General features: G+C 69.9%; 13 protein-coding genes and 1 riboswitch. Of the genes, 2 read left to right on the top strand and 11 right to left on the bottom strand.

From position 1 onward, the window contains the following. From G3I40_RS18010 to rlmN, 5 genes are all read right to left on the bottom strand, one after another. A partial coding sequence (locus G3I40_RS18010) for a maleylpyruvate isomerase N-terminal domain-containing protein (RefSeq protein ID WP_203644296.1) occupies positions 1 to 331 on the bottom strand: 331 nt, incomplete at its 3' end. Between the two features lie 9 nt (positions 332 to 340). Continuing rightward, complete coding sequence (locus G3I40_RS18005) at positions 341 to 1,393, bottom strand: ABC transporter ATP-binding protein (protein WP_203644319.1); 1,053 nt, start codon at positions 1,391 to 1,393, stop codon at positions 341 to 343. Then, on the bottom strand, positions 1,390 to 3,003 hold the full coding sequence (locus G3I40_RS18000) for an iron ABC transporter permease (protein ID WP_203644317.1): 1,614 nt from the start codon (positions 3,001 to 3,003) through the stop codon (positions 1,390 to 1,392). Before G3I40_RS18000 ends, G3I40_RS18005 begins: the two co-directional genes overlap by 4 nt. Before the next feature lie 92 nt (positions 3,004 to 3,095). Next, positions 3,096 to 4,172: a thiamine ABC transporter substrate-binding protein gene (locus G3I40_RS17995; RefSeq protein ID WP_164303162.1), complete on the bottom strand. Its 1,077-nt coding sequence runs from the start codon at positions 4,170 to 4,172 to the stop codon at positions 3,096 to 3,098. Between the two features lie 82 nt (positions 4,173 to 4,254). Beyond that, a riboswitch (TPP riboswitch) is annotated at positions 4,255 to 4,370 on the bottom strand. Positions 4,371 to 4,388: 18 nt separating this feature from the next. Next, on the bottom strand, positions 4,389 to 5,495 hold the full coding sequence (rlmN, locus tag G3I40_RS17990; RefSeq protein ID WP_164303161.1) for a 23S rRNA (adenine(2503)-C(2))-methyltransferase RlmN: 1,107 nt from the start codon (positions 5,493 to 5,495) through the stop codon (positions 4,389 to 4,391). A gap of 185 nt (positions 5,496 to 5,680) precedes the next feature. On the opposite strand from rlmN, the gene G3I40_RS17985 reads away from it, so the two are divergent. Then, on the top strand, positions 5,681 to 6,010 hold the full coding sequence (locus tag G3I40_RS17985) for a hypothetical protein (protein ID WP_164303160.1): 330 nt from the start codon (positions 5,681 to 5,683) through the stop codon (positions 6,008 to 6,010). 98 nt (positions 6,011 to 6,108) lie between these two features. On the opposite strand, the gene G3I40_RS47195 is transcribed toward G3I40_RS17985, so the two are convergent. The 6 genes from G3I40_RS47195 to rpsB all read right to left on the bottom strand — a co-directional run bounded on the left by G3I40_RS47195 (position 6,109) and on the right by rpsB (position 11,445). Next, positions 6,109 to 6,354, bottom strand: a complete 246-nt coding sequence (locus G3I40_RS47195) for a hypothetical protein (protein WP_239091791.1) — start codon at positions 6,352 to 6,354, stop codon at positions 6,109 to 6,111. Positions 6,355 to 6,669: 315 nt separating this feature from the next. Further along, positions 6,670 to 7,833, bottom strand: a complete 1,164-nt coding sequence (locus G3I40_RS17975; protein ID WP_164303159.1) for a phosphatidate cytidylyltransferase — start codon at positions 7,831 to 7,833, stop codon at positions 6,670 to 6,672. Positions 7,834 to 7,865: 32 nt separating this feature from the next. Next, positions 7,866 to 8,423, bottom strand: a complete 558-nt coding sequence (gene frr / locus G3I40_RS17970; protein WP_164303158.1) for a ribosome recycling factor — start codon at positions 8,421 to 8,423, stop codon at positions 7,866 to 7,868. Between the two features lie 158 nt (positions 8,424 to 8,581). Next, positions 8,582 to 9,352, bottom strand: coding sequence for a UMP kinase (gene pyrH / locus G3I40_RS17965; RefSeq protein ID WP_164303157.1), 771 nt, complete (start codon positions 9,350 to 9,352; stop codon positions 8,582 to 8,584). 171 nt (positions 9,353 to 9,523) lie between these two features. Continuing rightward, positions 9,524 to 10,360, bottom strand: coding sequence for a translation elongation factor Ts (tsf, locus tag G3I40_RS17960; protein WP_164303156.1), 837 nt, complete (start codon positions 10,358 to 10,360; stop codon positions 9,524 to 9,526). Between the two features lie 146 nt (positions 10,361 to 10,506). Next, positions 10,507 to 11,445 carry a 30S ribosomal protein S2 gene (rpsB, locus tag G3I40_RS17955; protein ID WP_164303155.1) on the bottom strand — a complete coding sequence of 313 codons (939 nt, stop codon included), beginning with the start codon at positions 11,443 to 11,445 and terminating at the stop codon, positions 10,507 to 10,509. Positions 11,446 to 11,742: 297 nt separating this feature from the next. Here rpsB and G3I40_RS17950 point away from each other — a divergent pair, with 297 nt between their 5' ends. Beyond that, entirely contained in the window at positions 11,743 to 12,288 is a 546-nt protein-coding gene (locus G3I40_RS17950) for a M23 family metallopeptidase (RefSeq protein WP_239091795.1), read from the top strand. Positions 12,289 to 12,483 lie beyond the last annotated feature (195 nt).

Here is a 12,483-nt window from a genome sequence, read left to right as displayed (position 1 = left end):
CGCGCAGGACGTCCGCGGTGCGCCGCGCGCCGTCGGCGAGCCAGGCGTCGAGCGCGGCGGGGTCGTCGCCCTCGGGTCCGGTGAAGTCCGGCACCCGCTCCTCGGGGACCGGCTCCGTCGCCCGGGTCCGCACGATCGCCTCGACCCAGCGGTGCGCACCGCCGACGTGCACGGCGAGTTCGCGCAGGCTCCAGTCGGGGCAGGTCGGCACGGTCGCGGCGAGGTCGGCCCCCGCCAGATGCGCCCTCAACAGGTCGGTCTGGGCGAGGATTTCGTCGCAATAGCCGTCGTGGGTGAGCTGTCCGGGCGGGGGCGGTGCGGAGGTCGTCATGCGCCGAGCCTACGTATTCGGGCCCCCGCCCAACATCACGATTTCCGCCGCATCGAAGGCGACGCCGACCTCGGCGCCCTGCTCCGGTGCCTCGCGCAGCGCGCACGCCGCTTCGAGCCGGGGCGCGTTGCGGGGCTGGAGCTGCACCGCGACGTGCGTGCCCCGGAAGGTGCGGGCCGCGACGGTGCAGGTCAGCTGGGCGTCGGCGGCGGGCACGAGACGTACGCCCGCGGGGCGCACCAGCAGCCTGCCGACGCCCTGCGGCGAGCCGTCGGGCACCGGCACCTTGCCCCACGGCGTGTCCGCGGCGTCGCCCGAGACCGAGACGGTCGCCTCGACCACGTTGTCGAAGCCGAGGAAGCGGGCCACGAACTCGTCCACGGGCTGCCGCCACACGTCGAGCGGCGTGCCGGACTGGGCGATCCGTCCGTCCCGCATGACGACGACCCGGTCGGCGAGCGCGAAGGCCTCGCCCTGGTCGTGGGTGACGGCGAGCACCGTCGTACCCAACTCGCCGAAGAGTTCCCGCAGTTCGACGACGAGCCGTTCGCGCAGCGAGCGGTCGAGCTGGCCCAGCGGCTCGTCCAGCATCAGCAGCCGCGGCCGGGGCGCCAGCGCACGGGCGAGCGCGACGCGCTGCTGCTCGCCACCGGAGAGCGCGGAGACGGCCCGCCGCTCGACCCCGGGCAGCCCGACGAGCTTCAGCAACTCCCCCACGCGGGCGGCCTGTTCCGCCTTCGACGCCCCGTGCATGCGCAGCCCGAACGCGACGTTCGCACCCACGTCCCGCTGCGGGAACAGCTGATGGTCCTGGAACATCAGCCCCACGCCCCGCTTGTGCGCGGGCACCCTGGACTGGTCCTTGCCCTCCAGGAACACCCGCCCCCCGTCCAGGGGTTGGAGGCCCGCGACGGCCCGCAGCAGCGTCGACTTCCCGCTGCCGCTGGGCCCGAGCACGCACACGATCTCGTGCTCGGCGACCTCCAGGTCGACGTCGTCGAGTGCGGCGCGCCCGCCGAACCGTACGGTCGCGTCGTCGAGTGCCAGCAAGGCCGCCATCAGAACTCCCCGGTCGTGGCCCGCGCGGGCCGCATGCGTTCGAGCAACAGCAACGACACGGCGCAGACGGCCATCAGCACCGTCGACAGGGCCATCGCCTGGCCGTAGTTGAGATCCCCGGCCCGGCCCAGCAGCCTGGCGACGGCGACCGGCAGGGTCGGGTTGTCGGGCCGCGCGATGAACACGGTTGCGCCGAACTCGCCCAGCGACACCGCGAACGCGAACCCTGCCGCGATCAGCAGCGCCCGCCGCACCATGGGCAGGTCGACCTCCCGCCACGCCCGCAGCGGCGAGGCCCCGAGCACGGCCGCGGCCTCCCTCAGGCGCCCGTCGACGGCCCGCAGGACCGGCAGCATGGTGCGTACGACGAACGGCACCCCGACCAGTGCCTGCGCGAGCGGCACCAGGATCCAGGACGCCCGCAGGTCCAGCGGCGGCTTGTCGAGCGTGATCAGGAACCCGAAGCCGACGGTCACCGCGGAGACCCCGAGCGGCAGCATCAGCAGCGCGTCGAAGCCGCGCACCAGCCGTCCCGCCCGGGAAGTGAGCGCGGCCGCGGCGAGCCCGCCGATCACCAGCGCGATGGCGGTGGCGACGAGCGCGTACTCCAGCGAGTTCCCGATCGCGTGCAGGGGCGGCACGAGGAAGGCGCCGCCGTCGGCCTCGCCGAGCGCCCGGTAGTACGCGAACCCGTAGCCGCCCGGCGCGTCCAGCGAGCGCTGCACCAGCACGGCCAGTGGCAGCAGGATCAGCACGGCGACGGTCGCCAGCACCCCGCCGAGGAGCGCCCATTGGCCCGCGCCGCGCGGCCGGCGGGACGTCCCCGCGGGGTCGACGAGCCGCAGCGCGCTCTCCCTGCGCCGCACGCTCCAGGCGTGCACGGCGAGGATCAGCCCGACCGCGACGAACTGCACGAGGGTCAGCACGGCCGCGGTCGACAGGTCGAAGATGTCCGCGGTCTGCCGGTAGATCTCCACCTCAAGGGTCGAGTAGCCCGGCCCGCCGAGGATCTGCACGACGCCGAACGACGTGAACGTGAAGAGGAAGACCATCAGCGCCGCCGCCGCGACCGCCGGGCCGAGCGCCGGCAGCGTCACCCGCCGCCACGCCGCGAACCGGGAGGCGCCGAGCATCCGCGCGGCCTCCTCCTGCCGGGGGTCGAGCTGCCCCCACAGCCCGCCCACGGTCCGCACGACGACCGCGTAGTTGAAGAAGACGTGCGCGACGAGGATGGCCCACACGGTGGTGTCGAGCCGCACCCCCCACAGCGCGTCGAGCAGCCCGCCCTGCCCGACCAGCGCCAGGAACGCCGTCCCCACGACGACGGTCGGCAGCACGAACGGCACGGTCACCACGGCCCGCAGCAGCTGCTTGCCGGGAAAGTCGAACCGGGCGAAGACGTACGCGCCGGGGAGCGCGATCAACAGCGTGAGAGCGGTCGAGGCGAGCGCCTGCCACACCGTGAACCACAGCACGTGCCGGATGTCGGACTGCCCGAGCACGTCCAGGATCCGCCCGAACTGCCAGGCCCCGTCGGCCTCCAGCCCGCGCCGGACGATCGCGACGACGGGGTAGGCGAAGAAGACACCGAAGAATACGACGGGCACGACCATGAGCCCGAGCCGCGCCGCGCTCCCGGAGGCCCCGCGGGACGTGGCCGCCGCCACTCCCCCGGCGCCCCCGGCGCCCGGTGCTTCTGCTTCCTTCACTTCCTTACGAGCGACGTCCACGACTTCACCCAGTCGTCACGGTGGTCCGCGATCTTGCGGGGGTCCATGGTCTCGGGGTCGTCGACCTTCGCCGCGTACTTCGTGTAGTCGGCGGGCGCGGTGGCGTTCTTCGTCACCGGGTCGACGAACATGTTGAGCGGCATGTCCTCCTGGAACTCCTTCGAGACCAGGAAGTCGAGCAGCGCCTGTCCGCCCTTGTCGTTCTTCGCCCCGTCCAGCAGACCGGCGAACTCGACCTGCTGGAAGCAGGTGCCGTCCGCGACGCCGACCGGCGACGTCTTCGGCTGCGGGTCGGCGTAGATCGCCTCGGCGGGCGGCGAGGAGGCGTAGGAGACGACGAGCGGCCGTGTGCCGCCGGCCTTCTTGCCCCCGGCGCTGCCGCTGAACTCCTGGTTGTACGCCTGGTCCCAGCCGTCGACGACCTTCACGCCGTTGGCCACGAGCTTCTTCCAGTAGCCCTGCCAGGCATCGTCGCCGTAACTCGCGGCGGAGCCGAGCAGGAAGCCGAGGCCCGGCGAGGAGGTGGCCGCGTTCTCGGTGACGAGCAGGTTCTTGTACGCGGGCTTCGCGAGATCGGCGAAGGACGACGGCGGTGTCAGCTTGTGCGCGGCGAAGTACTTCTTGTCGTAGTTGACGCAGATGCTGCCGGCGTCGACCGGCGTGACGCGGTTCTTCCCCGCGTCGAGCTGGTACTGGCTCCTCACCTCGTCGAGGCCCTTCACCTTGTACGAGGAGAAGATGCCGTTGTCGAGGGCCCGCGACAGCAGGGTGTTGTCGACGCCGAAGAACACGTCGCCCTGCGGGTTGCCCTTGGACAGGATCGCCTTGTTGACGGCCTGCCCGGCGTCGCCGTCCTCCAGGACCTTCACCTTGTACCCGGACTTGCGCTCGAAGTCCTTCAGCACGTTCTTGGAGACGGCCCACGAGTCGTGGCTGACGAGCGTCACGGTCTTGGCGTCGGCACCGTCCGCCCCGCTCGACGACGAGCCGCAGGCGGACAGCACGACCAGACCGAGGCCCACGGCCACGGCGGTGTACGTCTTCTTGCTCACTGGTTTTCCTCCTGGGGGTGACCAGGAAGAGACGCGGCCCTGCCCGGAGACCTTCGAAGAGGTTCCGGGCAGGGCGCAACAGCTTGAGTGGTGTCCGAACTTCCTACCCAGAATGACCTGGGCAAGGTTCAGAGGGTCTGCGGCCTGCCGATCTGGTTGCCGCACTCTCAGCGCTGTGGCGCTCCCCTGTCGGAATATGCAGATGTCAGTGCAAGGCTACCGCTCGGTCGCCGCGAGCTGGCCACACGCCCCGTCGATCTCCTGGCCACGGGTGTCACGAATGGTGACGGGCACCCCATGGGCGGCGATCGCGTCGACGAACGCCTTCTCGTCCTCGGGACGCGACGCCGTCCACTTCGACCCCGGCGTGGGGTTCAGCGGGATCAGGTTGACGTGCACCGGCTTGCCCTTGAGCATCCGGCCGAGCCGGTCACCGCGCCAGGCCTGGTCGTTGATGTCGCGGATCAGCGCGTACTCGATGGAGAGCCGGCGCCCGGACCTGGCCGCGTACTCCCAGCCGGCGTCGAGGACCTCCCGCACCTTCCACCGCGTGTTGACGGGTACGAGGGTGTCGCGCAGCTCGTCGTCGGGGGCGTGCAGCGAGATGGCGAGGCGGCACTTGAAGCCCTCGTCGGTGAACCGGTTGATGGCGGGCACGAGGCCGACCGTCGACACGGTGATGCCGCGCTGGGACAGCCCGAGCCCGTCCGGCTCGGGGTCGGTCAGCGCCCGGATCGACTGGACGACGCGCTTGTAGTTGGCGAGCGGTTCGCCCATCCCCATGAACACGATGTTGCTCAGCCGCGCCGGACCGCCGGGGATCTCCCCGTCCCGCAGGGCCCGCATCCCGTCCACGATCTGGTGCACGATCTCGCCGGTCGACAGGTTCCGGTCGAGGCCCGCCTGGCCGGTGGCGCAGAACGGGCAGTTCATCCCGCACCCGGCCTGCGACGAGATGCACATCGTCACCCGGTCCGGGTACCGCATGAGCACGGACTCGACGAGTGTCCCGTCGAACAGCCGCCACAGGGTCTTGCGGGTCGTGTCCTGGTCGGTCGACAGATGCCGTACGACGGTCATCAGCTCGGGCAGCAGCGCCTCGCGCAGCTTCTCGCGCGAGGCGGCGGGAATGTCGGTCCACTCCGCGGGATCGTGCGCGTACCGCGCGAAGTAGTGCTGCGAGAGCTGCTTGGCGCGAAACGGCTTCTCACCGATCGCGGCAACCGCTTCCTTGCGCTCGGCGGGCGTGAGGTCGGCGAGGTGCCGCGGCGGCTTCTTGGCTCCGCGGGGGGCGACGAAAGTGAGTTCTCCGGGCTTAGGCATGGCTGTACCAGTGTCGCAGATGGAACGCGGTGACCTGGGGTCGTCGGGTTGGACCTCTGTCACTGGCGGTCGCCGCTGGCCACTGTTGAGCGACCTCGGACGGCCCAGGGACGGCCCGAGATTCTGGGCTCGCCCGCCGTCTGACCAGCTAGCATCGCGTCCAGTCCAGGGGATGGGGGCTCGCCATGGCAATCGGCCGCAAGGGATCGCGACGTATCGTCGTCGACGGCACGGCTTACCGCTGGCGCCTGCGCGGCCGGCCGACCTACAGCCACGGTCTCTGCTGGTCACCGTGCACGTACGCGGTTGAGCATGCGGATACCTCGGGGGCAACCCTGGTCGTCACGACGAATCAGCCTCACCCCAGTAACTGGGTCGGAGCGCCAGGTGTCGCAGTGCTGCCCAGCGACGTCAGCGTCGCCATCACGTCGGCCCTCGCCCAGGGCTGGAACCCGACGAGTCCCGGCTCACCGTTTCACCTGGACCAGTCAGACGGCTTTGGCAGCCGCCCCTGATGCGACGCTCACCTGGGTCGGCTGGGACCCGAAGTCGACGATCGCTTAGTCCTCGGTATCGGATTCGTGCAGCGTGACAAGCTCCCCGAGGTCGTTGGTCACCATGACGCGCGCCAGTCGCCCGGCAACAGCCACGACCGTCGGCCGACTGGGCGACCGCAGATTTCCTCGTCCGTGTCATTGGGCACCTGGGCATCCGCCACGCCCAGGGCGACGCCCAGTTCACGCATGAGCGAGACCTCTTCCTCAGTTCTCAGACTGATCCCGAGACACCGCTCGGGCTCGTCGGCATCACAGAAGTCGTCGAAGAGCGTGTGAGAGATGTGGTCCAGGTTCTCGAACACCCCAGGGTCGAGCCAGACGTCTCGCTGCCACGGCGGATTGGCCAGCGAGAACCACGGGCACGACGTGGACTCGGTGGTTCGCCATGAGACGCGCGTCTTCGGTCACGGCACCGAGCCTACGGACGGCACTCTGCGTATGACCCGGCTTTTCCGGGTCGACGCAGCGGTCACCTCTACTGGCGCCGGCGTCTCTCCCCGGTCCCCATCCCGCCCCCGGGGGCACGCCTCGGCTCGCCCGCCCCTACGACAACGAGCCCCCGCCGAAGGGGCGGAGGCTCGTCGCGCGTGCGAGAAGGTCCCGGAAGGGCCCGGCCGCTACGACCCCACGAAGAGGACGAGGAGCAGCCACACCACCGGTGCCGTCGGCAGCAGGGAGTCGAGGCGGTCCATGATGCCGCCGTGCCCGGGCAGCAGCGTGCCCATGTCCTTGATGCCGAGGTCCCGCTTGATCATGGACTCGCCGAGGTCGCCGAGCGTGGCGCTGGCGGCGACGCAGGCGCCCATGACCAGGCCCTGCCACCAGGTTCCGTCGTCGATCAGGAACTGCATGCACAGCACACCCGCCGCCATCGCGAACGTCACCGCCCCGACCAGGCCTTCGCGGGTCTTGCCGGGGCTGATGCGCGGCGCGAGCTTGTGCTTGCCGAAGCGCCAGCCGATCGCGTACGCACCGGTGTCGCTGACCACGGTGAGGATCAGGAAGGTCAGGACCCGCCAGGCACCGTCGTCCGCGGTGAGCATCATCGCCACGAACGTCGCGAGGAAGGGGACGTAGAAGGCCGCGAAGACGCCGGCCGTGACGTCCTTCAGATAGCCCTCGGGCGGCTCGGTCATGCGCCACACCAGGACGGCGAGCGCGGTCAGCGCCATCGCCACCCAGGCGCCCTCGGCCCCGCGGACGTATCCGGCGACGACCATGGCCGCGCCGCCCACGGCGAGCGGCACGAGCGGTGCCTTGATGCCCTTGCGTTCCTCGAGCCGCGAGGTCAGCTCCCACAGGCCGACGACGACGGCGACCGCTATCACGCCCACGAAGACGGCCTTGACGATGAACAGCGAAGCGATGATGACCGCGCCGAGCCCGACGCCGACCCCTATGGCCGCCCCGAGGTCCCGGCCCGCGCTCTTCTTCTGCTGCGGCGCAGAAGGCGGGGCGGGGGCAGGCTGCGGTGCTGCGCTGGACATGGGCTCCTGCGGCGTCGGCGGGGTCGTCTCGTCGCGGAACAAGGGGCCGCTCAGCCGAGCGGCCCCCCGGTCGACGTCCTGGTCACCGTCCCCGCCACCGGCGGGCACGTCAGGCATATCGGGCACGATGGGCATGGGCCGAGTCTCCTCAACCGCGTGCCGTTCGTACGCGGGACCCGCCGGAGCGCGCCCCTGGTCGTACGAGGGCCGCTGACCGTAGGCGGGCGCTTGGCCCTGGTCGGCGGGCCCCCAGTACCCGGGCCCGCTCGGCGCCCCCCAGGAAGAGTCGTTCACGGATTCCTCGAACCTCGATGTTCCGTGCTCGCTCAGACTTCGAGCAGCTCGGCTTCCTTGTGCTTGAGCAGCTCGTCGACCTGGGCCACGTACTTGGAGGTGGTGTCGTCCAGCTCCTTCTCGCCGCGACGGCCCTCGTCCTCGCCGATGTCGCCGTCCTTGATCGCCTTGTCGATGGCTTCCTTGGCCTTGCGACGGACCGAGCGGATGGAGACCTTGCTGTCCTCCGCCTTGCTCTTGGCGACCTTGATGTAGTCGCGGCGGCGCTCCTCGGTGAGCTCGGGGAACGTCACACGAATGATGTTGCCGTCGTTGCTCGGGTTGACGCCCAGGTCGGAGTCCCGGATCGCCTGCTCGATGTTGCGCAGCGCGCTCTTGTCGAACGGGGTCACCACGGCCATCCGCGGCTCCGGAACGGAGAACGAGGCCAGCTGGTTGATCGGCGTCAGCGCGCCGTAGTAGTCGGCCACGATCTTGTTGAACATCGCCGGGTGCGCACGACCGGTACGGATCGCCGCGAAGTCCTCCTTGGCGACCACGACGGCCTTCTCCATCTTCTCCTCGGCCTCGAGGAGGGTCTCTTCGATCACCACTTGCTCCTGCGTGTCTTGAGTGAGGCCCGGCTTGCACGGGGCGGCCGGCTGCGTCGCGTGTCTTGTTCCTGCGCGGTTTTCCTGCGGTGTCCTTGCACGGTGTCCGACCGGCAGGACATTGTCCATCCCTCGCGGGGCGCCTTGGACAGGAGAGTTCAGGCGCGGGTGCCCTGGTCGCCCACGAGCGTCCCGATCTTCTCACCCTTGACGGCCCGGGCGATATTGCCCGACGTCAGCAGCTCGAAGACGAGGATCGGGAGCTTGTTGTCCCGGCACAGGGTGATCGCGGTCATGTCGGCGACCTTCAGGTCGCGCGTGATGACCTCGCTGTAGCTGAGCGCGTCGAACTTCACGGCCTCGGGGTTGCGCTTGGGGTCCGAGTCGTAGACGCCGTCGACGCCGTTCTTGCCCATGAGCAGCGCCTCGGCGTCGATCTCCAGGGCGCGCTGCGCGGCGGTGGTGTCGGTGGAGAAGTACGGCATGCCCATACCGGCGCCGAAGATGACGACGCGACCCTTCTCCAGGTGGCGTACGGCGCGCAGCGGGATGTACGGCTCGGCGACCTGCCCCATCGTGATGGCGGTCTGTACGCGGCTGTCGATGCCCTCCTTCTCCAGGAAGTCCTGGAGGGCCAGGCAGTTCATGACCGTACCCAGCATGCCCATGTAGTCGGAGCGGGCCCGGTCCATGCCGCGCTGCTGGAGCTCGGCGCCGCGGAAGAAGTTGCCGCCGCCGATGACGACGGCGATCTGCGCCCCGTCGCGGACCACTGCCGCGATCTCTCGGGCGACGGCGTGCACCACGTCGGGGTCGACACCAAGACCCCCGCCCCCGGCGAACGCCTCGCCGGAAAGCTTCAGCAGAAAGCGGCCCGTGCCTTTGCCGTCGTCGCTCTTGTCACCGTTGTCGGCCTGGGTGGTGGTCATGGAATTCTCGCCTCTTAACTTGGCACACATACAAAGAAGGCCATTGCCGGTGGGGTGTGTTCGCATCCCATGCTCGGCAATGGCCTCCTCGTCACATCTGCGGTCGTCCGGCACGTACCCGGACGACTGCTGTCGACCCTAGCCGGGTCTCGCGGCTGTCGCGGTACGGACTCAGATGCCGACCTTGATGCGCGAGAAGCGCTTCAGGGTGACACCGGCCTCCTGGAGGACCTTCTCGACGGACTTCTTGTTGTCGAGGGCGTACGGCTGACCGAGGAGCGTGGCCTCCTTGAAGAAGCCGTTGACGCGACCCTCGACGATCTTCGGGAGCGCGGCCTCCGGCTTGCCCTCGGCGCGGGTGGTCTCCTCGGCGACGCGACGCTCGGACTCGACGACCTCGGCCGGGACGTCCTCACGGGAGAGGTACTTCGGCGCGAAGGCGGCGATGTGCTGCGCGACACCCTTGGCGAGGTCGGCGTCGGCCTTGTCCAGCTCGACCAGGACACCGATCTGCGGGGGCAGGTCGGGCATGGTGCGGTGCATGTAGGCAGCGACGTACGCGCCGGAGAACTGCGCGAAGCGGTCCAGGACGATCTTCTCGCCGAGCGTGGCGTTGGCCTCGTCGACGTACGCCTGCACGGTCTTGCCGGCCTCGATCTCGGAGGCGAGCAGCGCGTCGAGGTCGGCGGGGCTCGTCTTGGCGACGTGCGCGGCCAGCTCGTTGGCGACGGCCTGGAACTTCTCGCCCTTGGCGACGAAGTCCGTCTCGCACTTCAGCTCGACGAGGACACCGGAGGTGTTGTCGTCGGCGATGAGGGAGACGACGGCACCGTTCTCGGCGGAGCGGCCCTCGCGCTTGGCGACGCCCTTCTGGCCCTTGATGCGCAGGGCCTCTACGGCCTTGTCGACATCGCCGTCGGCCTCGTCGAGCGCCTTCTTGCAGTCCATCATGCCGGCGCCCGTGAGCTCGCGGAGCTTCTTGACGTCAGCGGCGGTGTAGTTCGCCATGATCCTGATTTTCTCTCTACGAAGTCTGGAAGCAGTCTTCAGAAACTGGAAGCAGTCTTCAGAAATCTGAGGACGAAGATCACGGGTGAACGGCGGGGGCCGAAGGGGCCCCCGCCGTCACCTCATGAAACCGGTACCCGTGCGGGTCAGGCCTGCTCGGCGTCCGCGGCCGGGGCGGCCTCGGCGGCAGGGGCCTCAGCGGCCGGAGCCTCGGCGGCGGGCGCCTCGGCAGCGGGGGCCTCAGCGGCAGCAGCGTCGGCAGCCGGAGCGGCCTCGGCGTCGTCGGCCGGCTTCTCGTCGGCCTTCTTCTCGCCCTCGAGCAGGTCGCGCTCCCACTCGGCGAGCGGCTCGCCGGCGGCCTTCTCGCCCGGCTTCTGGTCGCCCGTGGCGACGCCGGAACGGGCGATGAGGCCCTCGGCGACGGCGTCGGCGATCACGCGGGTGAGCAGGGTGACGGAGCGGATCGCGTCGTCGTTGCCCGGGATCTTGTAGTCGACCTCGTCGGGGTCACAGTTCGTGTCGAGGATCGCGACGACCGGAATGTTGAGCTTCCGGGCCTCGCCGACAGCGATGTGCTCCTTCTTGGTGTCCACGATCCAGACGGCGCTGGGCACCTTGGACATCTCGCGGATACCACCGAGGGTCTTCTCCAGCTTGGCCTTCTCGCGCGAGAGCACGAGAAGCTCCTTCTTGGTGAGACCCGACGCGGCGACGTCCTCGAAGTCGATCTGCTCGAGCTCCTTGAGGCGCTGCAGACGCTTGTAGACGGTCGAGAAGTTGGTGAGCATGCCGCCCAGCCAGCGCTGGTTCACGTAGGGCATGCCGACGCGGGTCGCCTGCTCGGCGATCGCTTCCTGCGCCTGCTTCTTCGTGCCGACGAACATGACCGTGCCGCCGTGGGCGACGGTCTCCTTGACGAACTCGTAGGCGCGGTCGATGTACGACAGCGACTGGAGAAGGTCGATGATGTAGATGCCGTTGCGCTCCGTGAAGATGAACCGCTTCATCTTCGGGTTCCAACGGCGGGTCTGGTGACCGAAGTGGACGCCGCTTTCCAGCAGCTCCCGCATCGTGACGACGGCCATGGCCGTACTCCTTGTGTGTTCTCGGTTGTTTCCTGACGCCCCGTTGCGCGCCTGCCGCGTACGTGAGTACGGGACCGAAGGACGCTGACACGAAGCCGGGAAGGCCGGTGCCGGGGCGTGCGAAGTCGATCCGGTGGCCCGGATCGCCACATGAAGTGTACGGGACCCGCGAGGTACGGGGTGACGCCGCTGTCCACAACCGCCCGGTAGTCCACCGTTCCCGGCCATGATCCCCCGGGATCGGCTCGTCCGGGGATCGTCGGAACCATGCGAAAACTACTCTGCGTGACGCTGATCATGCTCGTGTGCACCCTGCCGCACCGTGCGCTGGCGGCGGACTCGGGCTCCTCCCGGTTCTGGCCGGTGGGCGACCGCCCCGCGGTGGTACGCCCCTGGGCCCCGCCCTCGACTCCTTACGGCCCGGGGCACCGAGGCGTCGACCTGTCCGCCCCGATCGGCGCCCCTGTCCGCGCGGTCACGGCCGGCCGGGTCTCGTTCGCGGGCGAGGTGGCGGGCCGGGGCGTGGTGTCGGTGGAGGTGGCGGACACCGGGGACCCACCGCTGCGCACGACGTACGAGCCCGTGACGGCCACGGTCGAGGAAGGTGCCGAGGTGGCACCCGGCGATGTCGTCGGGGTGCTGCAGCTCCCCACGGGACACTGCCCGCGCGCGTCCCCGTCCTGCCTGCACTGGGGTCTCTTGAGAGGCACGACGTACCTGGACCCGCTGTCGCTGCTGGACGCGTCGATGCTGCGCCGCGCCCCGGCGAGACTGCTACCGGTGTGGGGGCTCCTCGTCCGAGGTCCGCTCCCGGTCACCGGAGGTCCGCTCCCCAGCACCTGAGGTCCCCAGCACCTGAGATCCGCAGCACCTGAGATCCGCTCCCCCGGGCGACGCGGCCCCGGCGTCGGGTGCCTCCTCAAGAGGGCGCCATGCCCAGCAGCTCGAAAGAACCTGGGACCGGTCCGAGCCCGAAAGAACCTGGGGCCGGTCCGGGCCTCGTGGACCAGACACCGACGGCGGCAGGGCGTCGTGGAA

The organism is Streptomyces sp. SID14478 (genome assembly GCF_010548525.1).
Classification (GTDB): Bacteria; Actinomycetota; Actinomycetes; order Streptomycetales; family Streptomycetaceae; genus Streptomyces.
This window is presented reverse-complemented; position numbering and strand designations above follow the sequence as displayed.

Excerpts from the sequence above, each read along its gene's own strand:
- pyrH (WP_164303157.1), bottom strand. The coding sequence starts at position 9,352 with ATGACCACCACCCAGGCCGACAACGGTGACAAGAGCGACGACGGCAAA.
- rlmN (WP_164303161.1), bottom strand. The coding sequence starts at position 5,495 with ATGCCTAAGCCCGGAGAACTCACTTTCGTCGCCCCCCGCGGAGCCAAG.
- G3I40_RS17985 (WP_164303160.1), top strand. The coding sequence starts at position 5,681 with ATGGCAATCGGCCGCAAGGGATCGCGACGTATCGTCGTCGACGGCACG.
- tsf (WP_164303156.1), bottom strand. The coding sequence starts at position 10,360 with ATGGCGAACTACACCGCCGCTGACGTCAAGAAGCTCCGCGAGCTCACG.
- rpsB (WP_164303155.1), bottom strand. The coding sequence starts at position 11,445 with ATGGCCGTCGTCACGATGCGGGAGCTGCTGGAAAGCGGCGTCCACTTC.
- G3I40_RS18000 (WP_203644317.1), bottom strand. The coding sequence starts at position 3,003 with ATGGTCGTGCCCGTCGTATTCTTCGGTGTCTTCTTCGCCTACCCCGTC.
- G3I40_RS17950 (WP_239091795.1), top strand. The coding sequence starts at position 11,743 with ATGCTCGTGTGCACCCTGCCGCACCGTGCGCTGGCGGCGGACTCGGGC.